Source organism: Leptolyngbya sp. AN02str (genome assembly GCF_050565595.1).
GTDB lineage: Bacteria > Cyanobacteriota > Cyanobacteriia > Elainellales > Elainellaceae > Kaiparowitsia.
This window is the reverse complement of sequence record NZ_JBNXVR010000014.1, coordinates 24,182-44,574: the sequence shown is the minus strand read 5'-3', so window position 1 is coordinate 44,574 and position 20,393 is coordinate 24,182. Positions and strand designations below refer to the sequence as shown.

Below are 20,393 nucleotides of genomic sequence, written 5' to 3'. Positions count from 1 at the left end.
CCGATAGTTCCTACACCTAGGCTCTGCCCGAATGAACAGAGCCTAGGGTTAAATGTCATGCCACCTGACAGGCCCGCAGCTCCATCACAGCGATCGCCCGTCTTTCTGCCAACTTCTGCACCGCAAATTCGCTGCGCAACTGCTCTAGCTGGATCTCCAACTCGCGTTGGGCATCCTTAGCATCCTGCAAATCCATCAACACCGATGCTAGGTCTGGATCTGCCAACAGTTCAGCCTTTCGAGCTTTACGTTGGGCCTCATTTTTCAAGGTTTCGTCAAAGGCAACCTGCTGATCCACATCAGCCAGCGCGATCGCCACAATGTCTTGCAGCTTGCGCGTTTTCTGCTCCTGCCGCAGCAAAGCTGTCGAAGCTTCAGCAATCATCGCGGGATAATCAGCCAAACTCATAGGTCTCTCCAAATTGGGTGTGCGAATAAATTCTTGAAAGGAAGGGCGATTCTCCTAGGGGAAATCGCCCTCGACTCACCTACGCTTTCACAACCTGCCAGGTACCCTCAAACTCCGCAGGAACCGTAACTTGACGAACACCCAGCTTCTGATCCATCCGGCGCAGCTCCGAATGAATGTCCGCATGCACCACCGCAAAGCAGTTCACCAGCTTCAGCGCTCGGCTGTACAACTGCTCCGCCTCAGCCACATCGTCGCGATCGCGCGCCGCGAAAAAGTCTCGCGCCACATCCATCAGCAACCACAGGTCATCAGCGCTATCCTCCCAGGCCACCCGGCCCGAGCCACGCTCATCCTCCTCAGCAGAAACAACCGTTAAACGGGTTTCAGAAACAGAAATTTGTGCAACCATAAGGCTTATACCTCAACGTGTGTTTGGGGTTCCCCTTTCGACCTCTGGCCCTGAGAAAGCATTTGGTCGAGAGGGGAATTTTTTGTCCGGAATTCCGGACTCAGAACCTTTTAACGACATGCTCAGGTCGTCTCCCTATTGCAAATAGGGACGGGCCTCAACGAAGCGATCCAACGCGCCGAGTAGCGCTTCAATCTCCATGCCCCAATCGTCGAGGGTTTGAACTGTTTCGTCCAAGCCTCGCTCAAATCGGGCTTGTGCCCTCCGCGTCTCACGCACAAGCTCTTCCACCTCAGCGAGGGTGGCCTCAACCTGCGCGATCGCAGCTTCACGGTCAGAACGTCGAACCATAACACGAGCCTCCTTTGCTCAACAAAACGGCGCAAACGCCAGGGTTGGCAGGAGTTGCATAACAGCGGGCTTTTATCCTCAGTCCCGGAACCCACCCGGCGGGGAGGCTTTTTAACAGGGTGCCGCTCCCCCGACTGATATGATTATTACAAGCCTGCTTGTAGTTGTCAAGTTGGCTTGTAGTTAATTCTTGTAGTAGACTCTTGTAAAGATGAGTTCAGGTAATGAGTTTATGAGACTCCGAGAAAAGCTGGGACTCACTCAAAGGCAGGTGGCTGAGGCGATTGGTGTTACAGATCAAACTGTTTCCAACTGGGAGCGAGGTGTTTACGCGCCAAAGCTCACCCCGAGGCAAACAGCGAAACTTTGTCAAACGCTAAGCCTCACCGTTCAGGAGCTGGCAGATTTGCTGGAGCCGGAAAAACAGCCCGAGAGTTGAAATCCATAGCAAAAGCGACCGCCTGCGTCTGGACAACTCCGGCGATCGCTCCTTCACCCATCCCCCTACAAGAGGTACAGGCTATGACAAATCTATCAGCAAGTGCTGTAGAAGCGTTGGTATGTTCTAGTGAGCCGTTCCCGGTCATTTTTGACAACGCTTGGCAGTGGATCGGCTACTCATCCAAGCAGGCTGCGAAAAAGAAGCTAACTCGTAATTTTGAGGCTGGAATAGACTACTTATCCAAGTGGATGAACGTCGCTCACAGCAATGGTTCCAGCGCTACTAAGGTTGAAGCAATTTCACTCACCTTAGACTGCTTCAAATCCCTGGCCATGATGGCAGGCACAGCCAAAGGCAAAGAAGTTCGGCGCTACTTTTTGGAGTGCGAACGGCGGTTACAGCAGTTCGTTCGGCAACCTGTAACCGCAGCTCCAGAACCGTCTCTGGTCGTACAAGACACCTTCAACATCCAGACCGTTTTCCGCCTCGTCAGCGAGAATCCAGGCATCACCCCGCTTGAAGTGGTAGCGCGCAGCGGCATCAACCCCAACACCGTTCGCAGCAGCCTAGTCAAGCTGCATAAGCAGGGCATTGTTCTGCGCAATCCCCGCGGCCACTATAGCGCCACAGGCAAGCCCATCCGGCTCAAAGCCACCCACAGGCCCAGCAGCCCACCCACACGCCTTCCAGCGCAAAATACAGCCCAGCACAGTGCAGAATTTCAAGCAGCCTGCCGCAAATTCTGCGCCAACGGCAACCCCATCATCGAGCTGCTGCTTGCCCCCACCTGGTTTGCCATCACCGCCAACATGCACCTGCAATGGCACATCCCCGACTCCAGCCAAGGCGACTTCACCCTCACAGATCCCATCATTCTCAGCCTCGCCACCACCGCCCTCAAGTCCGGTATCAAAGAGATCGAAATCTACCAAAACGGCAGCCTATTCTCCCGCATCAGCCCCAGCATGATCACATCCTACGCGGAGGTCTACCATGCAAACTGAAACCACCGAAGCTCTAGTGCTATGCCGTCGCCATTGGGTACAGCTCGATTTGGCATCACCCAGCATGGAGCTAGCCGACTTCCAGCAGCATTACAGCCTCAGCCGCGAACAGCTTGCCCGCGTCGCCCACTGCTCACTCGATACCGTCAACCGCTGGTTCATGAAACCCACAAACTCACGCCACCGCTCACCCACACCCGAGCACAAACTCCGGTTCGCGATCGCCCACTATGTTTGGTCTGGCGAGTGGCTAGGCACCAAAGGTAACACCAAAAATTGAACTCAATTGCGACTCCCCCAAAAGGCTACAGCTCTAGAGCTGTAGCCTTTTTCTTTGGAAGGCATTCAAAGTTTGTCTCTCAAAAAATGCGAAAAGTGATAGACAAACGGATTTGACGTTAACCCATTAAAGCCAAGAACCCCCAGCAATAAAGCGCTGGGGGTTCTTGGCCTCGCGAGAAATAGGTTTGACTTAGGCTGCTACTGGCTCCAGCTTAGACAGCTTCGCCACATACACATGGTCAAAAACTGGCGATTCAACCTCTGGCACAAAAGTTTCAACCGCATCAATCGACCATTCATCAGGGCCAGGTTTCATCAGCGTTGGATGCTCCGTTGGCTCATAGGCCGTTAGTTTGCCACCCGGCACAGATCCGTGCATCATCCAGCCATAGGTAACCGTTCCAGCCTCAGAGCGGTACACACAAAACGATAGCTGCTCACCATCGCGCAAAATGTTGTGCGTCCACTGGCTTGCATCTGGCACCTCCTCACTATCAGGAATCACCAGTGCAAGGCAAATCACCCCGCTTTCAGAGGTGTAGCTTTCGGTAGCCATAACTCGCCACTGGCGATCGCCACCCATGCTCACCAAATCGCCAACTTCAACAGGCTCATCAGCCTTATCAACAATAGAAGTGAACTCCTCACCATCCTTCACCAAGTCTTCGCTAACGGGCGAATAGATATAAATCATTTACCAGCTCTCCGTTTCGTAACGACGATCTTGAAAATATGAGTCTTGAGCATCCGTACCTTCAAACACACAAAGATGCGTGAGAACTCCACCACCCTTGTTCGCATCGTTGCGCCGAATCTCTTTCAATCTGAGATTTCTGCCTTGGAGTATAAATGTTCTCTCCATCTGCTGGCAAGCAGCCGCAGACGTGGCTCCATGAACCTCTTGCTGCTCTGGGATATTCACCTCATGCGGCGCAATAGGAAACGTGTTGGGCTGAGTTGGAGCATTGCCCAAATTGGGCAAAAGCACCACACCCACAACAGCCAAACCGACCAGTATCAACATTGGAGACGAGTTCTTGTCAGTGCTTTGCATTTACCAAGCCCCCGTTTCAAAGTCGATCGCTACATAGTGTCCGTTCTGCACCCGAAGCAAGGCGGCTTCATCAGGTGACCAGGCAAAAGGCATTCGCACAGTGGACGCACTTGGGGTATACCCCCAGTTCAACGCAATGGGCTGCAAAAATATGCCATTTGCATCAATCCCACCACCTATATTCAGCAGCAGCTCTAGGTCTGCTCTAGATATTGGTTGATGGTCTTCAACCTGGTCACCTCCACCACCAAAGCTGGCAGATTCCACTTGTTCCGGTGCAGATGGCAATGCTGAAGACATCTGGCGAGTTCGCTGCATTGCATCATCTATTGCGGTTCCAACCCCAGCAGTAGCAGCTAACAGAATTAGCGCTCCAAATGGGTTTAATTCCATAATGAAAAAGCCTCCTTTGACGAGGGGTATTGGGTGCAGGGCGAGAGTTTGGCGATTCCTCCCTGCACTTCAATTAGGTTTTCCCCATCAAAATAAACCGCCCCTACAGAGGGTAGGGGCGGTTTACTGGTGGCATTCTTGGCACCGAGCCAAAGATTCTAAAAGTGCATCATTTACTGGTGGATCACACTGGTTAAGCCGTAGCCAATACCCCAGACAACATATCAATACCAACGCAACAATTATTCCGACTTTCCCAAATCAGAAATCTTGCCAAACTGTTGTTGCAATTCATTGGTGACAGCATTTTGTTTCTGGGCAAGCAAGCGCGATTCAAGTGCTCGAATCTTCAAATCTGTAATTGCACTTTGCTCCATATCCTTTAGCTTTTGCAGAGCTTCCTCATGTTGTTGCAGCTCCTGCTGTTGCAGGTCAATTTTGTGTTGAATTGCATTTCCCATTGCGCCGTACATTGCTTGTGCCATATCAACAATTTGCAATGGATCTGTCGTCATTCCCAAAGCACCGTCAAATCGAGCGATCGCAGCATTTGCACTAAAGCGTTCTGGTAGTGCCAAGTCAACCTGAGTGGCGATCGCAGGCGGCTCATCCTCCTCGATAAAGTCTGTTGGAGCAGGCGTTTTAGGCGTTTTCCCGTACTGCACTAAAATTCCGCGCTCTTCATCGCTAAAGTGGCGCACATCGTCAATCAGTTCACCCAGGTCATGTCCATCGGCTTTGGCCTTTTGCAGCCACAGCTGCACCGTGCGGCGCTGAATACGGAAATCGGTCGAAATCGAAGTAATCGTATGGGGTCGATCAATAGGCTGGTTCATATGCATTTCATCCCAATTCGTAGGGTTTTCGTAAGCATTTCACCCCTTTTTCATAGGGTTTCGTAGGCATTTCATATGCACTTCGTACCCTGTTTCATAGAGGTTTCATACGCAACAATAAACCCCGCCAATTTCAGGTTGACGGGGTTTATTGAACGATGTTTGGCACAATACCAAAACTTGAAATTTGATATTAGCTGTGAAATAGCTTAGTCATCGACATACAAGAGCGAACCCGCAAGAGTCCTTGATCCACCTACCTGATTGCCCCTAGCATCGACCAATTTAATTCTTGCTTTGTCAGGCTCATCTGGGTTGTGAATTGTTGCCCAGCCTTCCCAAAGGCTTTGTGTTGCTTGTAGCCGAATCGGTTTAGGGTCATAATGCCAAGCATTTGAGACCTCTAAAACCACTCTTCCACGGACGAACGGATCTGCTTCAACACTTACAATTGCCTGCCCATTTGGATCGAAGGTACGAAGCAATTTAGTGTAAGTATCAACATCCACTTGCATCGCTACGTCCGCTGCCGAGTTATTTGCGGCAGTTGCGGGCAGGGGAGACAGAAAGCCAAGCACACCCAAGCCAATAATGATCAGCGCCCCGATGCTTAGAAGCCTCTGCAAACCGGAACGTGATTTTGAAGTAGCACTCATGGGTAACCTACCAGATGAGAATATCCTTCTCAGAGTGCCCTGTGGGCAAATCTGAGTACCAAAAGACCCCGTCAATTTCCATTGACGGGGTTTAATTTAGGGCATGATGCCGAATCACTTGTTCAGACGCTTCTCACACCGCTCAACTCGTTTATCCCAATCACCTGCCCATCCTTGGGATTTAGCCAGTGTACTGAGTCGAATTGCTTCAGCGAAGTCCTTCTGTTTTTCTCGAATAATCGCCAACTGTTCAAACCCAACATGAGCAGGCAGGTCATAGGCATTTTCAGGGATTGGAGTGACACTAATGCCTTGCTTCTCAAATTCCTTGCCTAATTTCTCACGCGATCGCACCTCCTGGCGAAAAGCTTCAGCTGCAACTGGAGCCAGCTCAATCTGCTTCTCACAAAACTCGATCGCCATCTCCAACGCCTGCGGCTCCACATCACGATCTTTGTAGTAGGTTTTTACCGCTTGCGAGTAGGTAAAGTGCAGCCCCAAAATGTCATTCTCTTTACGGCCAACATCCTCAGCCTTAGCGAGAATACGTCGAGCAATATGGCGATCGCCAGGTTTCAGAAACCACCCCGCCAAGCCATGCAGAAGTTGAGCTTTTCGAATAGATGAACCCTGAACTTTGCCACGGGTCAGCGTGAGTTTTGGATCACCACCCAAAGGTTCATAAAGCTGTTCAATGTACTTTCGCTCCGCTGCTGTAAACGTCGAAAGCCACCAATCGCCAAGCCCCAAGTAGCCCAAGTATCCTTCTATCTTGGGCATAGTTAATCATCCACATAAATCAGCGAACCAGCCAAAAACCGAGATCCACCCACCGAGTTACCTCTCCCATCCACAAGCTGAATCCGCGCCTTGTCAGGCTCATTGGGATTGTGAATCTTTGCCCAACTCTCCCAAAGGGCCTGGGCCGCTTGCAGTCGTACCTGCTTAGGGTCGTAATGCCACGCCTGCGAAACCTCAATAATGATTTGCCCCTCAATATTTGGGTCAGCAGCAATGCTGACCACAGCCGTGCTTTCAGGATCTACAGTGCGTACCAAATTGGTATAGGTTTCAACGTCCTCCTGCAATTCACCACTATTGCTCACTTCTGCAATTGGCTCAGGTTCAGCAGCCGAACTCGCTTCCACTTCAGCAACTTCTACTGCTGGCTCCTCCACAGCCGGTGCAGTCTCCGCAACTGGCTCAGTCTCAGGCAAAAAATTTCCGATCACACCCAATCCAACAAAAACCAACACCCCAATTCCTAAACCTTTCCACAAGCCCGAACGTGATTTAGGGGTCGTAGTCATGGGTAACCTACCAAATGAGAATAACCATCTCAGAATGCCCAATGGGGCAGCCTGAGCAACAAACCCTGCCATAGCAGGGTTTTCTATTTTTGGCCAACACATTCTGAAATTGCCAAAAAAATGCCCTTAAGTAGTCCCGCTTGCATATCGTAGTGATTATGGCTAGCGCACCTGTTAGAGCATTGAACGATGTACTCATCTCCCAATCAGTTCATAGCCGCCCAGTTTGCCAACACCCCTGAGCAACTTCAAGAGTTCTCAAACTGCCAATTCTTTCGCCACGAATCGGGCGAAATTACGGTGGAATGCAAACCTGAGCGATACCCAGCAGTGGTTAAGGCTTTGTGCGATTGTGCCAGCAAGTTCAACACCCCCCGAATCAATGTGAAGTCGGGTAATCGCAGTACAGCAATTGAGCCTCCACTCATAAACCAAATGCCAAAGCCACGGCCGCCCATGCCCATCAGCTGGGTACTGCCACAGTCTGATGATGATTTGTGCGCTGTAACGGTAGACAGCCACATTTGCCTATGGAGTAGCCAAAGCTTTGATGCCAACAGCAGACTTGGCAGATCTTGGACGTCTATAAATGTTGCCCCATACTGGCTTCCGCATGAGCTTGAGCGGATTAACCAGGCAATTTTGAAGCACGGCTATATCCACGAGTATCAATACCTCGGCTTCAACGGCCAGGGTGAACTGATTCGCCTCACTGTGAATGGCTGGCTAGCTTGGCACAATGGAGTGCCAATTCGGCTCATGCGAACGCTCAGCCGCGAGCCGACTTAGGTTTGGAGCCATTGTTGTGAGTGGATGACGGACGGTCATCTGGGGAAATGCCATACAGCGCCATTAACGGGCGGATGTTGTGTCCAGGAAACAGTCCAGTTAGTAGCGCGAATTGGTAGTGGGTGGGCACTTCTTGCCCCTTCAGCAACTCTTCCAATTCCTCTGGCTCTAGAGCCGCATCATGCGCCGCTTGCTCCACCGTACGATCTCCAATAATTTGCCGCAGCAGCGTCACTGCATCGGCAAATTTGGGCTGCACTCGATACATGCCAGAAGCCTCTGCCAGCGTGACTGTCGGCTCTTTGCCACAGGCGATTTCCAACAAGTTTTCTAAGCTGTAAGGCGGTCCAGAGTCGTGCTTTAGCAATTTCAGATCTGCGATCGCCCATAGCAAAGCAGCATTTGGCTTGTCGATTTGGCCGCGCAATACCCGTGAAAGTTCGTCCGGCCTAGCCGGATAACCTAGCTTTTTTAGCTCTTCAGCCAGGCCCTTTTGCGATAGCCCACGATCGTCAATCGCCTGCTGTATCAACGCTCCTAGCCGAATCAAGCCCTGTCTTGTAAATTCGCGATCGCTGTTCATACCTACAAAACTACACCAGTGATTTCATAGCGTTCTGCAAAATGTGAAATGCAAATTCAAATTGCAAAATGGCAAACAGCGATCTATGATGGCGATGTCTTTTGTACAAGAGCCAATGAACACAACTCTTGAGTCAGTTGCTCCCAAATCAGTACGCCCGGTGCTCGGTGGTCGGACTGCTTTGGAATTTTGGGCCTATTGCCGACAGAACCAGATTTCACTAAACGATGCAGCCACCGAGGCCGTCGCAGAGTGGCTCAAAAAGAAGGGCGAACAACCCCAAGAGCCGATCGCCTCCTAGCCCCAAAAACAAAACCCACCCCTCTGCTTGGCGGCACGGTGGGCGGGTTCTGCTTGTCCCCTTCGCAAGGAACAAATCGATGTTTACAAACTTAAATACAAGTGTACCGCAGCCCATTGCGGAACTGCGAAAGGTCTATCCATATGGCATCCCCACCCAAGGAGAATTCAGCCTCGACGGGCAAGACTATCTAGAATTCAGCCCTAGTGAGCTGCCCCATGCCTCCACATTTGGGGCGATCGCCCGCTATCTCGAAATCGCTCCCGTTAGGGTTAGGCGATTTTTTGTTGAGCATCAACACCTGCTCATCCCAATCGAATGGGTGGAGGCAGCATGAGCCCATATACCCTGCTCAAGCGCTGGGCAGAGCTAGAGCCTGAACGCTGCAACGTTTCTATCGGATTGGATGAGGAGCCCGTAGAAGGCGAATTCTGTATCACCGAACCAAAAACAGGCGAATCCTACTGGATTGAGGTTGATCCGGTCAGTCCGTCTATGTCGGCCATCGACTCAGCTTGCCTACAGTTCACCCTGCAACTGGCGATCGCCCACCGGAATTGGATCTGCCAACTGCACCGCATTCCAAGCCTGGGATGGGAAGCAACCGTACGGTGTGAAAGCGACCGAAATCTCAACCCGGCGATCGCCCTACTCACCGCCTATATCAAAGCATTGGAGGTCAAATGATTGAAGCCTACTGGGTTTTGTGCTGGTGTGACCCCCAGCACCCCTACGAAATCTATCGCGCCAAAACGCCCTATCTGCGCGACAAGTGCCAGCAAGATGCCAACATGCTCAACCGCGAAATTCTCAGCCGAGTTTATTGGATTGAGCCTGCCAGCGAACAAGTGCTGCAACGCATCTAAAGCCTTCGCCCCGGAGCAGCTGCTACCCTTCCTCGGGGCTTTCCTCTCCACCCTACAGACCGCACCATGACCGAAAAACGCATAGCCCGATTAGAGGCTCAAGTTCAAGCGCTGCGCACCTCTCAGCAGCAAACTAACAAATTACTCGTTGAGGTTCTAAGCTGTCTCTACGACTTTGGGGCCATCCCCGAATCAGCAACCGACGACATCAGAGCCTACTACAGCCAGCTCGAAGCGCTCAACAACGCCCTCTCCACCATTCGTCCACCCAGCGGAGAGGCCAGATCATGAACCAAGGCACAGGTTTAGAAGCATCCACCTCAACGCGCTGCCCCTTGTGCGATCGCGACCACTATTGCTACCTCGTACAAGACGACAACGGCACCATTTTCAAAGCCATTTGCCAATGGACAGAGCAGGCCGAAGGCTGGGACAGAGCAGGCACCGCCAAAGATGGCCGGGGCATCTTCGTCAAACACGGCTACAACCGCGCCAAACGCAAGCACTTCCCCGATTTTGTCTCCCTGTCACCTCGCCCCATTCCTGCCGACATTCCCCAGTGGCAACCCACCGATCCAGGCGATCGCCCCATCGTGCCTGGTGATCTGGTGGCGTTCAAGTCCGGAACTCCGGACTCCCTATTTGTCGTTCACAAAACGCGCGGTGGTGAGCGCCAGGGCCAATGGCAAACCCTCATCACCGCCACGCCTTACGGGGCAACCTATGCCAGCACGTGGGACATCGTGGAAGGGGATATCAAAATTGCCACCACCGACCCCCAAACGGGCGACGTGGAGCAGGTGATTGAGTACCTGTACCCTCACCACGACGGCACACCGTTGGGCAAAGTAGAGCGCCGTCAATGGAGCGATCGCCGCTCCGTTTACTGCGAGCGGAAAAAAAGCAAACCCAAATCCAAACAAATTCGCCCCTATCACTGGGTAGGCCGCATCGACGAAGGCATGTGGAGCCAGGGCAAGGGCGATCGCACCTGGCCCCTATACCGCGAAGCCGAAGCCAAAGAAGAGATTCTGCGCGGTGGCATGGTGTTTGTCGTCGCCGGCGAGCAGGCCGTCGAGTGCTACCGACTGCTGGGGCTGGTGGCTACTACCTGCCAGGGTGGCGAAAGCAATTTCAAGGAAATTATCGAGCGCTTGGCCGAGGCTTTCCACATCGCCAAAGGCGACGGGCAAAAGCCCATGCTGGTCATCCACCCCGACCACGACATCACCGGAGAAAACAAGTTCTCAGAACTCCAACGCGAGTGCGACTTTGCCAAAATCCCCGCTGTTACCCTCGACCCAACCGACCTGTGGCCAGAAATGCCCGTCGGCGGCGATATCTGGAATCTGCTCTATCAGGCAAACCTGACTCCAGAGCAGGTGATTCGGACTCTGGAAACCGCCATCGATGAGGCGATCGATCGGCAGGAAAACGAAATCTTTGCCCGCCAGCAGCGCGAACGCTGGCAAGCACCCGAAGCCTACCGGGGAGAGCTGGGGTTTTGGAAAGAAGACAAAGAAACGTGCAAACGTTACTTCCGACCCCAGGCCGATTTTGATTTTCAAGTCGAGCGCGAGCTAATTAGCGAAGAGGGCGGTGGTCTGGTCCTGCAAGTGAAGCGGGCCGACGACAGCAGCCAGCGCCGGGTATATCTCAAATCTGCCGACTACAGCAGCGTACAATGCCTCCACCGATGCGCTCAAGCGATCGCTCGGTGGAGGCATTGTTTGCAACCTCAACAGCTATTCACTCCAATCGCTGATCCGGGTTCGTTTGCACGAATATCGCCACACTCGCCGGGGCAAAGCCTATCGGCTCATCGATCGCGTGGGTCAACAGTCTGATGGCACCTGGGTATTCAAAGATTGCCAATTTACCCGCAAAGGTGAGCCCACAACTGAAGAGAAATCGCTATGGGTCTACAACCCCGAGATCACCGGTGACGAATCCCATTTCAAATCACCGGCGGTCGCTCCCCAAAATCCCAACGCTATCAAAGCCCTGGTATCCGCCATGCAGCGGGCCTTTGGTAGCAACTTTGAGCCAGCGCTGCTCACCCTCGGGTATGCGGTTGCAGGTGTTCACTATCAGGAAATTCAAGAGCGCGAGGGAGCATTCCCCATCCTCAACCTCTACGGTGACCCCGGCAGTGGCAAAACCACCGCCGCAGAATGCGCCCTCAGCCTCATTGGCCAACACAAGGAAGGGATGATGGTCGAGGTTTCGGTATCAGCAGCCTACGAGCGGTTAAAGCTGGCTGGTGGCCTGCTCCACTGCCTCGACGACCCCAAACGAGATGAGCAGCTGGACGAATTTCTCAAAGGCTTCTACAACGCCAAAGCCAGGGTGGTGCGCGGCAAGGATAACGCGGGCTTCAACACCCAAAAGCCCCACTCACCCCTGATGGTGACCTCAAACCACGCCTGCGGCGAAAATAGCGCCGCTACTCAGTCGCGCCTAGTCCGGCTATTCTTCCCCAAAGTTGCCGATGGCGACGCTAGTGCCTTTCGGGAGTTGCCCCAGCTCCAGGCTGCTGCATCCGGCTGCTTTACCCAGCTGGTGGAGTTGGGCTATCCCGCCCAGGCTGTGTACGAGCTGGAGCAGGAGTTGGCCGCCCAAATTCCCAATGCCCACCTCAGGATTGCCAAATCACTAGCCCTGCTGCTCTGCTACGCCATGCGCGTGGCAGAGTTGGCGGGCGTGGATGCAGCACCGCTGAAACGGTATGTGCTCAATGTGGTGTGCGCCCAGGTCAACGATCCAGATGAATCAGGCGATAGCCTGCGCGACTTTTTGGAAAAGGTCTTCTCACTCCAGTCAGAATCCAAAATTGGCGAGTGGAATTGCCGCTGGATTGAGAAGGATGATGGCGATCGCGTTCTGGCCATCTACGTTCCTGGCGTATGGACGGCGCTAGACCGCGAGTACAAAGTCAGCTACAACCGCAAAATCATTGAGTCGCTGCTGCTCAGCAAAGGGCTAGAGAAATCTCGGCAAAAGTTTCACTCCGACGAAGACCAGAGCCGCGCTTACTACCGGGCCAAGCTCACCGCCAGCGAGAGCTGCCCACCCAACCCACCCGAGCGCACCCTCCGATGGTGTTACGAACTCTCCGAAACCTTCCTCAAAGACTACAGCGAAAAATCGGGAGGTCGATCAACGAGATCAACGAGATCAACAGACCCAGAAAATGAGCCTGAAACCCTTGCTACTACTGAAAATACTCTGTTGATCTGTAGAGATCAACAGAGATCAACAAGCGTCACCACACCCACGCCTGTTGATCTTTCCACGCCCGTTGTTGATCTGCCGTTGATCGAGGAGATCAACAAGAAAAACTCAGGGCCATCAACTGTTTCAGACGATTCTGAGGCTCTGGTTGATCTCGTTGATCGAAAAAATGCAGAGGGCCTTGCCTCCTGGTCTGAGCAAAAAAATGAGTATCAACCAGCACTCAGTACCCAAGCCCAGCCACCGCCCGAGGTGGGCGATCTGGTGCTCATCTCTACTAGCGCGGTGTGGATTCGCAATGGCAGCGACAAACTCCCATGGGAGCAGGTGCCCAAGAAATACCGCAGTGAGCCAGAAGTGCCCATCAACCTGCTGAATGACGGGCTGATGATCGAACTCACCAACCCCAGCAAAGTGCTCAGCATCTCTAAAGACGGCAAGCGGGTGAAAGTGCGACAGCAGCAAACCGCCAGAACCAGCGTGTTCGGAATCGAATTTGCCCATGTTTTGAAGCGAGGTGATGACCATGCCGATGGATCGGTCTAGATACCCCGACAACTGGGAGGCGATCGCTCTCCAGGTCAAAGAATCAGCCAGTTGGGCCTGCCAACAATGCGGCCAACAGTGCCTGCAATCGGGCGAAGAATGGCTGGCATTCCTGCTCCGGCTCAACGTCACTGTGGGCGAAGCAGCCACCATGAGCGAGCATCCTACCCGCTATGTGCTCACCACCGCCCATCTCAACCACGACCCCGAAAACCCAGACGCCGAACTACGCGCCTGGTGTGCCCCCTGTCACTGTCGCTATGACTTGGCGCAAATGGGCCGCAAACGACGGCTCCGGTTAGAGCGAGAGGGCCAACTAACCCTAGAAATGCTCACCCCGCCTGAACCCGCAGGCCACGGGAAGGAGCCTAGCAAAGTACAAATCCCATTGAAAGAGGAGTGGAGCAATGCTACGAACACCGTTAGAGGATAACCAGATGGAACCCGAAGCCAATGAGCAGAGCCCCTTTTTGAACCCTTGGGAAGCAACGATCGCAGACTTTTTCAAAGCCGCCAAGGAAATGAATGCTGGCCAGATCTCAATGACGATTTCGCAAGGCGACAAAGCTTTGGGTGCGCTGGTCATTCTGCTTGAAGACGTGGATGAGTACCTGGACCTGGCTGCAATCGAAGCAACCCAAACAAGACTGGAAGCCGAGTACGCAGCATCGGAGGAGGGCTAGATGGTTGCGTATAACTTTCAAGGCCGCTTTGTACCGTCAATCGAGGCAGGCCGCAAAACTCAAACAATCCGAGCGAATGGCAAGCGCCGCCACGCAAAACCCGGTGAATCGTTGCAGCTCTACACGGGAATGAGGACAAAGGCCTGCCGCAAAATCGTCGAAGTCGATCCGCTCTGTGTGGCAGTGCTGCCAGTTGTTATCCATTACGAACTGGGCATTAAAGTCGATGGGCTATGGATTACCGACGCGGATGCGAGAGAGGCGATCGCCGCTGCCGACGGCTTCGAGTCATGGATCGAGATGTTCCGTTTTTTCAAAACCACTCATAAATTGACTTTCCACGGTCTGCTTATCAAGTGGGAGGTGGCCTGATGGTTGCAGCACAACAACAATTTGCAGTGGGCGATCGCGTGCGCATCTCCCCCGTCGAGACCAGCAGCCAGAAGTTCTGGGGAGATGAGGGGGTGATCCAGTCCACCCCCCGTATCAACGGCAGTGTCAGCGTTGAATTCCCTAACGGCAAACTGCGCTCCTTCCAGATTTCCGAACTGGAGCCATGCGAACTGAAAGCCGTTGAATTTCAAGTGGGCGATCGCGTCCGAGTGCTGAAGCGCAACAAACTCAACTCCAGCATTTGGGGCCAGGAAACTGAGGTGCTCGAAGTCATCTCTCCAGGCACAGTCGATATCGCACTGAAGGATAAACGAGGCTGGCCGATCTCATCCCATGAGCTGGAGCTGGTGGAGCGCCCCGCTGGCAAGTCCTTTGCCGAAGAAATAGCTGAAGTCATCAGCAATCCCCCCTCAGTTCTCCCTCAATCCCCCCAACCTCAGTCCGGAACTCCGGACGAACCCCCGGATATCTGCAAAGCCTTCCCCGTTGACTGCCGTGTGGTGGCCGCCGATAGGGGCTGGGGCGAAAGCTACGGCACCGTTACTAAGCACCTCACCTCCAGCCTGATCGAAATCACATGGGACAACGGCAACGCCACCTGCCACCACTGGAAATCCATTGAGGAAATGCAAATCTGCAAAACCAAGCGAAAGAAGGCGACTCGGCCCCCCACAGTCGATGCTGCCGATAACAACGCCACTGCTATTATCGAAACTCCTGTTGAATCGATTTTGAGGGTTGTTGAGCAGGGCGAAATATCACTCAAAATTATCGGCGATCAATCATCAGCGGCGATCGCCCCCGCCACCCCAGCCGAAATTGTGCCCGGTGATGAAGAGCGACTCGATTTGCTTGAAGAGCAGATCAGCGAAGGGCTAGAACAAATTGAGGCTGGCAAACAGAGAGTGTGGCAGGCTGTTGCCGAAATTCAGCAGCACCAGTTGTGGCGTGTCTCCGGGCACGAGAGTTTTGAATCCTATTGCAAACAGCGCTGGGGCTGGGAGCGAAGCAACGCCTATGAGGTAGCAGAAGCGGGCAAAATCACCAACGAGCTGCAAGAATCCGGAATTCCGGACTCGGAATTGCCCACTTCGGTTAGCCAAACCCGCGAACTGAAAAAAATCGCTCCTGAGCAGCGTGCAGAAGCCCTCAGAACAGCGATCGCCACCACCAACGGTAAGCCCACCGCCAAGGCAATTCGCGCAGCAGTTCAGGCCACAGAGCAGCCCATAGTCTGTAAACCTGCCATCACGCCTGAGGAATTCAACCGTGAAATGCAGCGCTCTACCTTCACTGGCTGTCACCTCTGCAAACATCGCATGCTCACCGATAGCGGCGATCGCTACTGGTGCGACTTGGGCGAATTCGACGACACGCTGCTGCTCAAGCACAACTGGATGGAGATGAACGAAGGCTGCAAATCCTATGCCACCCCGGCAACACAGCCCTTTAGGGAAGGCGACGAATGGGGCACCCCAGACACCCCAGATCACCCAATCATCACCAAAGCTCGCCTGGTCTTTGGCGGAGAAATCACCCTCGACCCTGCCAGCAACGACCTCGCCCAACAAACCGTGCAGGCCAAGCACTACTACACCATCCAAACCAATGGCCTCAAACAACCCTGGTTTGGCAACGTATGGCTCAACGCACCCTACAGTTTTCCGCTGATCGAACTGTTTAACGAACGGCTGATTGAGCACTGGCAAGAGCAGAAGATCACCGCAGCCCTTTCCATCACCAACAATGCCACCGAAACCGGCTGGTATCAGGAGTTGGCCGTGGCCTGCACCCTTCGGCTCGACTTCACAGGCCGTATCCCCTTCCACAACCCATACAAAACCGGTGAAAGCAACCGCCAGGGCCAATCCCTGTTCTACTTTGGCCACCATCCTGAGCGCTTTATCAAAGCGTTTGGTGAATATGGCCTGATCTACCAACCACCCATCAACAAAGGAGCCTCAAATGTCTGAACTGCCTAATTTTGAAGCCATAAGCAAAATCTTGGAAGCTGCTGAACCAATCGAGATGGTTATTACTCCGTTCCGGGCTTACGTGCTGGTTGCCCATCTTCAGCTAGCGCTACGCCACCCCGGCAACACAGGCGCATCCGCAGATGTAGCCCGCGATATGGCGCAACGGTTGCAGGCAAGGCTGGGGCAAATTCACCCGCTGCTGTCCGAAACGATTGAGCAGGGTTGGCATCCAGAGTTCGACGTGACGCATGAAGAATACGAGGAGCTGTTTTGGGAGGGCGATCGCGATGCATAAACCAGACATTTTCAAGCCCAACAGACAGTGGGCAGAGAACACCGTTGCAGCCATCGTCAGCATGTCCGGCTATCCACCGGAGGAGGTTGAGCGATTTGAAGAGTGGGGAGAAGGTGAGGGTATGACTACTGTGAGATTTGGCGATCGCATTGAGTTTGTCGCCAACCCCGGAGTAGTCCTGTTGTTGGAAGGGATGCTCTCAGAGTGGGTGATGGAGCTGGTTGAAAAGGGTGATGTGAATCTGGAGCGTGAAGCAATGGGCATGGCTCAGCAAATTATCGGGGCATTGGCAAAGGAGGGCGATCGCCATGACTGACAACGAAAAACTTATTCAAATCCTTGCAGAGACGAGCCAAGTGATCCGGGCTAAGTTGCCCGACCTGCTAGACTGCAACCCTCCGCCCCACGTTGTCCACCGATACATCGAGGCTTGGGCAACAATTTCTAGCCTCATCAACGACCTGGGCAGACCGCTAAACCCTTACCCCGTGCCCGCTTGGGACGCTGCATCTGAAACTTCCAGCCGCGAAATTATTCACTCGATCGCAGTTGAAGTTTTAGAGCCAACCACCAATCAGTTACAGCACATCATCGAACGATTGGAGCAAGTGGAGCGGAAATCGCCATGAACCTGACATTTCCTGAGTTACGTGAAGCCGAGAGGCTGATTCAAGAGTATTTACAGTGCATCACAGACCCACACCAGCAAACCACCATGCGCGGCGTCTTTGGAAAGCTCAATAGCGTGGAGCGGTGCCTGCTAATTCAGAAGCTATACCCCAAACAACAGAAGCCAGTAGCTGACCTGTGGCGAGCTGCCCAAGACGAGGAGGCTGAGAGCGCGTGAACATAGACACCAATTTGATATTGGCCAACGCCCTTGAAAAGCTAGCCATAGTCCTAGAACGCATTGAGCAAAAGCTAGACGCAGCTCTGCCTGAAACAGGCGACAAACGGGATGCTGCCAGAATCCTGCAAATCAGCCCCAGAACCCTAGAGCGCCGATTACCTGAACTGGTTAAGGATGTCCACTACTGGGAAGAAGGCGGAAAACTGGTCTTTGACCTGGAGTTGATTCGCGACTGGCAGCGAAACCGCAACAACCCAGCAGCTCATCAGCGGGCGATCGAAGCAAAGCGGGCTAAGTTGTTGAGCAGCAAGAGGAAGAGGGGATGATAGAGCATCCGATTCCCGTTACTGGTGTGAGTTCTGGTGTTTGCCCGAATAATGCCATGCCAATTGCGCTCTACTGGCATGCTCATGAAGGGATTAACTGGAGCAAACTTGGTGCTCCGGCAACACGACAACAGTTGCTAGATGCGATCGCCCTTTCTGCTGGTTTTCGTCTGCCCAATGAACTCCTGCCAGCACTTTGCCCTGGTGATGTGGTGGTTTTGGCAGATGGCACCTTCTGGATTAGCAGGAATTGGCAGGTAGAGGCGATCGCGGGTGGTCCGGCAACCATTGCCAGACCACCCGCCAAGTCAGTCTATTAAATTCGTTTGAAACCCTTCAAGCTCTGCATTATGGCGGCTTTTGAGCGATGTGGGCTGCACCCGATTGCAGTACATTATGTAAATACAGCGGCAACTTTAGTTGTCAAAAGCTGAAATACTGGGATACCAAGTCACTATGCCCGCTGTAACCGTAAGGAGTTTAAAGATTGAGTTCTCCCTCTCGGATAAGCTCTAAGCTTTGATGTATGACTAAAGCAGGACCTTATACAAAAGCGCCTATTACTGAAGCTCTGATTGATTTTCGAGTTGAGTTGCCACCTGAAGTGGAGGTGACAAATCTCAAGAGCATTCAGAGCGATATTCAGGCTGACTATCCACGCTCTGAGGACTTAATCACTTTTCAAAGCCAAATCCAAACTGGGCCTGACTTCACGACAACTGCCAGCCATAAAACGGTTGGCTGTCGGTTTTTGAGTGATGACAGAAAGCAGGTTTTGCAAGCTCGACTAGATGGGTTTGCGTTTAGCCGACTGGCCCCTTACAGTGCTTGGGAACCTTTTCGAAATGAAGCAAAAAAACTCTGGCAAGTCTACAGTGCGGTGGCTCAACCAAGCTCCATTAAGCGAGTTGCTGTTCGCTATATCAATCGCTTAGACTTGCCTCTGCCTCTTGAAGACTTCAAGGATTATCTGCGAACGTTTCCGGAACTGTCACCTGACTTATCTCAGGATCTGGCAGATTACGTTATGCAGGTAATCATCCCTGAACGTGAGTTGGACAGCTGGCTAATGCTGCAAGAAGGAGTCGTCCCTACTCCTTCTGGAGTTAGTGATGTTGTTTCTATAGCCTTGGACATTACTTTGTTCCGCGAGCCTCAAACACCTATTGCCGAAGAAGATGCCTGGGAGCTATTAGAAAGATTTCGTATCAGAAAAAACGATGTGTTTGAGGCTTGCATCACGAATAAAACGAGGAGCCTGTTTAAATAATGGCCACTATCACAAGGGACTTAATGACCAACCGACCCTCAGTCGGTAGTGCGTCTGGACTTGCCCCCCAAGCCGAGGGTGAAGAAGGCAAGGAAATTCATGAGAGAATTCAAGAGTTGTTAGATGACTCTGCTCCAATTAAATATAAAGCCTTTGCCCGGAATAATTATCAGCGCTCAAATCCTAATAAGCAACGTGAACAGCGCTTACGCCAGTTTTTGAAGTCGTGGCGTGCCGAGGCAATATCAAACCACGAAGCTGAATTTACTGTTGGAGTAATAGATTTGGCTTGGCGAGTTTGGGTTGCTTTGAGAGAGCAATTTGAGGCTAGAAGGTTGGCCTTAGAAGTGCCGAGTGCGTGTCCAGGCAGCCGGGACAACTTCATGTACACCTGGTCGAATGCCGAACACTACTTTGAGTGTGAAATATTTGGCAGTGGTGAGGTAGAGTTTTTCTATCGGAACAGGCGTACTGAAAAAGTTTACGGAGAAGATACAACGCTTGAGGATGGGTTCTCTTCTGACACGATTGAGAAGTTGGCTCTCTTCAGCAAGTAGCCAACCGATGAACTCTGAAAGCCAGAATCTTAGCCCACTCCCTGGTGAACTGTGGGTCATCCGTTTGGGTCGGTTACCAACAGATTATGAGCAGACAGGACAGATCTCTGCAGTAACTATGGACGCTGCTTTTCAGCTAAGCAGTAGCGACGAAAAGGCATTGCCACCATCCTTAAGTGTGTGGGCTGAGTCTCTCACAACACCTAAACAAGCATACGGTTTTCTTGTAGAGAACTCCCCAAGTTCTCGGTGTAGGTTAGTCCTTCGCCTTAAGGTAGAGGATGTTCGCAACATCAAAGGTGTTGCTGGCCCCGAGAAAGTGTATCCCGGCATTCTAAATGTCATTTGGGACTATCTTTTCCTGGATCCTGAAACGAAAAATGTTAGAGACGAGCGCCCAGGTGCTAACGGACATGCAGGGATCACCGGGCTCGATGAGAAAACCACCTCTGAGGGACTAAGTAAGGGTCAAGCGAAGATCCTACGCAAAGATCTGCGTTCAAAATTGGCAGATTTGGCGTCTGGTGAATGTTGGGTGATGGATGAGCCGGAATTGTGATTGAAATACCTATTGT

At 52.6% G+C, this 20,393-nt stretch carries 35 protein-coding genes; 24 read left to right on the top strand and 11 right to left on the bottom strand.

Features of this window, described 5'->3' with window-relative positions; translation table 11 throughout:
* Positions 1–55 precede the first annotated feature (55 nt).
* The 3 genes from ACQ4M4_RS12860 to ACQ4M4_RS12850 form a co-directional block, all read right to left on the bottom strand.
* Positions 56–409 (bottom strand): hypothetical protein, encoded by a 354-nt coding sequence (locus ACQ4M4_RS12860; RefSeq protein WP_430684882.1) that lies wholly within the window; start codon positions 407–409, stop codon positions 56–58.
* Between the two features lie 79 nt (positions 410–488).
* On the bottom strand, positions 489–821 hold the full coding sequence (locus tag ACQ4M4_RS12855) for a hypothetical protein (RefSeq protein ID WP_430684881.1): 333 nt from the start codon (positions 819–821) through the stop codon (positions 489–491).
* Positions 822–956: 135 nt separating this feature from the next.
* Positions 957–1,172, bottom strand: a complete 216-nt coding sequence (locus ACQ4M4_RS12850) for a hypothetical protein (RefSeq protein ID WP_430684880.1) — start codon at positions 1,170–1,172, stop codon at positions 957–959.
* Positions 1,173–1,383: 211 nt separating this feature from the next.
* On the opposite strand from ACQ4M4_RS12850, the gene ACQ4M4_RS12845 reads away from it, so the two are divergent.
* The 3 genes from ACQ4M4_RS12845 (at position 1,384) to ACQ4M4_RS12835 (ending at position 2,898) form a co-directional block, all read left to right on the top strand.
* The gene (locus tag ACQ4M4_RS12845; RefSeq protein WP_430684879.1) at positions 1,384–1,611 is read left to right on the top strand and encodes a helix-turn-helix transcriptional regulator; all 228 of its coding nucleotides are present in this window, start codon (positions 1,384–1,386) and stop codon (positions 1,609–1,611) included.
* 83 nt (positions 1,612–1,694) lie between these two features.
* Positions 1,695–2,618: a hypothetical protein gene (locus ACQ4M4_RS12840; RefSeq protein ID WP_430684878.1), complete on the top strand. Its 924-nt coding sequence runs from the start codon at positions 1,695–1,697 to the stop codon at positions 2,616–2,618.
* Positions 2,608–2,898 carry a hypothetical protein gene (locus ACQ4M4_RS12835; protein ID WP_430684877.1) on the top strand — a complete coding sequence of 97 codons (291 nt, stop codon included), beginning with the start codon at positions 2,608–2,610 and terminating at the stop codon, positions 2,896–2,898. The genes ACQ4M4_RS12840 and ACQ4M4_RS12835 overlap by 11 nt, the downstream gene beginning before the upstream one ends.
* Positions 2,899–3,090: 192 nt before the next feature.
* Here ACQ4M4_RS12835 and ACQ4M4_RS12830 read toward each other — a convergent pair whose 3' ends face one another.
* From ACQ4M4_RS12830 to ACQ4M4_RS12800, 7 genes are all read right to left on the bottom strand, one after another.
* Positions 3,091–3,594 carry a hypothetical protein gene (locus tag ACQ4M4_RS12830; RefSeq protein ID WP_430684876.1) on the bottom strand — a complete coding sequence of 168 codons (504 nt, stop codon included), beginning with the start codon at positions 3,592–3,594 and terminating at the stop codon, positions 3,091–3,093.
* The gene (locus ACQ4M4_RS12825) at positions 3,595–3,924 is read right to left on the bottom strand and encodes a hypothetical protein (RefSeq protein WP_430684875.1); all 330 of its coding nucleotides are present in this window, start codon (positions 3,922–3,924) and stop codon (positions 3,595–3,597) included.
* Positions 3,925–3,954: 30 nt separating this feature from the next.
* Positions 3,955–4,347: a hypothetical protein gene (locus ACQ4M4_RS12820; RefSeq protein WP_430684874.1), complete on the bottom strand. Its 393-nt coding sequence runs from the start codon at positions 4,345–4,347 to the stop codon at positions 3,955–3,957.
* A 242-nt stretch (positions 4,348–4,589) separates the two neighbouring features.
* The gene (locus ACQ4M4_RS12815) at positions 4,590–5,183 is read right to left on the bottom strand and encodes a hypothetical protein (RefSeq protein ID WP_430684873.1); all 594 of its coding nucleotides are present in this window, start codon (positions 5,181–5,183) and stop codon (positions 4,590–4,592) included.
* A 209-nt stretch (positions 5,184–5,392) separates the two neighbouring features.
* Positions 5,393–5,839 carry a hypothetical protein gene (locus tag ACQ4M4_RS12810; RefSeq protein WP_430684872.1) on the bottom strand — a complete coding sequence of 149 codons (447 nt, stop codon included), beginning with the start codon at positions 5,837–5,839 and terminating at the stop codon, positions 5,393–5,395.
* Between the two features lie 114 nt (positions 5,840–5,953).
* On the bottom strand, positions 5,954–6,619 hold the full coding sequence (locus ACQ4M4_RS12805; protein ID WP_430684871.1) for a hypothetical protein: 666 nt from the start codon (positions 6,617–6,619) through the stop codon (positions 5,954–5,956).
* Positions 6,620–6,621: 2 nt separating this feature from the next.
* Positions 6,622–7,149 (bottom strand): hypothetical protein, encoded by a 528-nt coding sequence (locus ACQ4M4_RS12800; protein WP_430684870.1) that lies wholly within the window; start codon positions 7,147–7,149, stop codon positions 6,622–6,624.
* A 189-nt stretch (positions 7,150–7,338) separates the two neighbouring features.
* On the opposite strand from ACQ4M4_RS12800, the gene ACQ4M4_RS12795 reads away from it, so the two are divergent.
* Positions 7,339–7,938 carry a hypothetical protein gene (locus ACQ4M4_RS12795; RefSeq protein WP_430684869.1) on the top strand — a complete coding sequence of 200 codons (600 nt, stop codon included), beginning with the start codon at positions 7,339–7,341 and terminating at the stop codon, positions 7,936–7,938.
* Here the strand turns inward: ACQ4M4_RS12795 and ACQ4M4_RS12790 are convergent.
* On the bottom strand, positions 7,919–8,521 hold the full coding sequence (locus ACQ4M4_RS12790; protein ID WP_430684868.1) for a hypothetical protein: 603 nt from the start codon (positions 8,519–8,521) through the stop codon (positions 7,919–7,921). The genes ACQ4M4_RS12795 and ACQ4M4_RS12790 overlap by 20 nt on opposite strands.
* Positions 8,522–8,636: 115 nt before the next feature.
* Between ACQ4M4_RS12790 and ACQ4M4_RS12785 the strand changes: the two genes are divergently transcribed.
* The 20 genes from ACQ4M4_RS12785 to ACQ4M4_RS12690 all read left to right on the top strand — a co-directional run bounded on the left by ACQ4M4_RS12785 (position 8,637) and on the right by ACQ4M4_RS12690 (position 20,377).
* Entirely contained in the window at positions 8,637–8,822 is a 186-nt protein-coding gene (locus tag ACQ4M4_RS12785; protein WP_430684867.1) for a hypothetical protein, read from the top strand.
* Positions 8,823–8,901: 79 nt separating this feature from the next.
* On the top strand, positions 8,902–9,159 hold the full coding sequence (locus ACQ4M4_RS12780) for a hypothetical protein (RefSeq protein WP_430684866.1): 258 nt from the start codon (positions 8,902–8,904) through the stop codon (positions 9,157–9,159).
* Positions 9,156–9,509 carry a hypothetical protein gene (locus ACQ4M4_RS12775; RefSeq protein WP_430684865.1) on the top strand — a complete coding sequence of 118 codons (354 nt, stop codon included), beginning with the start codon at positions 9,156–9,158 and terminating at the stop codon, positions 9,507–9,509. Before ACQ4M4_RS12780 ends, ACQ4M4_RS12775 begins: the two co-directional genes overlap by 4 nt.
* Entirely contained in the window at positions 9,506–9,688 is a 183-nt protein-coding gene (locus ACQ4M4_RS12770; protein WP_430684864.1) for a hypothetical protein, read from the top strand. Before ACQ4M4_RS12775 ends, ACQ4M4_RS12770 begins: the two co-directional genes overlap by 4 nt.
* A 66-nt stretch (positions 9,689–9,754) precedes the next feature.
* Entirely contained in the window at positions 9,755–9,979 is a 225-nt protein-coding gene (locus tag ACQ4M4_RS12765; RefSeq protein WP_430684863.1) for a hypothetical protein, read from the top strand.
* Complete coding sequence (locus ACQ4M4_RS12760; protein WP_430684862.1) at positions 9,976–11,535, top strand: hypothetical protein; 1,560 nt, start codon at positions 9,976–9,978, stop codon at positions 11,533–11,535. The genes ACQ4M4_RS12765 and ACQ4M4_RS12760 overlap by 4 nt, the downstream gene beginning before the upstream one ends.
* Positions 11,465–13,468 (top strand): hypothetical protein, encoded by a 2,004-nt coding sequence (locus ACQ4M4_RS12755; RefSeq protein ID WP_430684861.1) that lies wholly within the window; start codon positions 11,465–11,467, stop codon positions 13,466–13,468. The genes ACQ4M4_RS12760 and ACQ4M4_RS12755 overlap by 71 nt, the downstream gene beginning before the upstream one ends.
* Positions 13,449–13,901 carry an HNH endonuclease gene (locus ACQ4M4_RS12750; protein ID WP_430684860.1) on the top strand — a complete coding sequence of 151 codons (453 nt, stop codon included), beginning with the start codon at positions 13,449–13,451 and terminating at the stop codon, positions 13,899–13,901. Before ACQ4M4_RS12755 ends, ACQ4M4_RS12750 begins: the two co-directional genes overlap by 20 nt.
* Complete coding sequence (locus ACQ4M4_RS12745) at positions 13,876–14,151, top strand: hypothetical protein (protein WP_430684859.1); 276 nt, start codon at positions 13,876–13,878, stop codon at positions 14,149–14,151. Before ACQ4M4_RS12750 ends, ACQ4M4_RS12745 begins: the two co-directional genes overlap by 26 nt.
* Positions 14,152–14,523, top strand: a complete 372-nt coding sequence (locus tag ACQ4M4_RS12740) for a hypothetical protein (protein ID WP_430684858.1) — start codon at positions 14,152–14,154, stop codon at positions 14,521–14,523. It begins immediately after the preceding gene.
* Entirely contained in the window at positions 14,523–16,517 is a 1,995-nt protein-coding gene (locus ACQ4M4_RS12735; protein WP_430684857.1) for a DNA N-6-adenine-methyltransferase, read from the top strand. Before ACQ4M4_RS12740 ends, ACQ4M4_RS12735 begins: the two co-directional genes overlap by 1 nt.
* Entirely contained in the window at positions 16,510–16,815 is a 306-nt protein-coding gene (locus ACQ4M4_RS12730; protein ID WP_430684856.1) for a hypothetical protein, read from the top strand. Before ACQ4M4_RS12735 ends, ACQ4M4_RS12730 begins: the two co-directional genes overlap by 8 nt.
* Entirely contained in the window at positions 16,808–17,131 is a 324-nt protein-coding gene (locus ACQ4M4_RS12725; RefSeq protein WP_430684855.1) for a hypothetical protein, read from the top strand. Before ACQ4M4_RS12730 ends, ACQ4M4_RS12725 begins: the two co-directional genes overlap by 8 nt.
* On the top strand, positions 17,124–17,444 hold the full coding sequence (locus tag ACQ4M4_RS12720) for a hypothetical protein (protein WP_430684854.1): 321 nt from the start codon (positions 17,124–17,126) through the stop codon (positions 17,442–17,444). The genes ACQ4M4_RS12725 and ACQ4M4_RS12720 overlap by 8 nt, the downstream gene beginning before the upstream one ends.
* Entirely contained in the window at positions 17,441–17,662 is a 222-nt protein-coding gene (locus ACQ4M4_RS12715; protein WP_430684853.1) for a hypothetical protein, read from the top strand. Before ACQ4M4_RS12720 ends, ACQ4M4_RS12715 begins: the two co-directional genes overlap by 4 nt.
* Positions 17,659–17,991 (top strand): helix-turn-helix domain-containing protein, encoded by a 333-nt coding sequence (locus tag ACQ4M4_RS12710; RefSeq protein ID WP_430684852.1) that lies wholly within the window; start codon positions 17,659–17,661, stop codon positions 17,989–17,991. The genes ACQ4M4_RS12715 and ACQ4M4_RS12710 overlap by 4 nt, the downstream gene beginning before the upstream one ends.
* Entirely contained in the window at positions 17,988–18,311 is a 324-nt protein-coding gene (locus ACQ4M4_RS12705) for a hypothetical protein (RefSeq protein WP_430684851.1), read from the top strand. Before ACQ4M4_RS12710 ends, ACQ4M4_RS12705 begins: the two co-directional genes overlap by 4 nt.
* 206 nt (positions 18,312–18,517) lie before the next feature.
* Complete coding sequence (locus ACQ4M4_RS12700; protein WP_430684850.1) at positions 18,518–19,261, top strand: TIGR04255 family protein; 744 nt, start codon at positions 18,518–18,520, stop codon at positions 19,259–19,261.
* Between the two features lie 23 nt (positions 19,262–19,284).
* Positions 19,285–19,818, top strand: a complete 534-nt coding sequence (locus ACQ4M4_RS12695; RefSeq protein ID WP_430684849.1) for a hypothetical protein — start codon at positions 19,285–19,287, stop codon at positions 19,816–19,818.
* A gap of 7 nt (positions 19,819–19,825) precedes the next feature.
* Positions 19,826–20,377: a hypothetical protein gene (locus ACQ4M4_RS12690; RefSeq protein WP_430684848.1), complete on the top strand. Its 552-nt coding sequence runs from the start codon at positions 19,826–19,828 to the stop codon at positions 20,375–20,377.
* Positions 20,378–20,393: the final 16 nt, after the last annotated feature.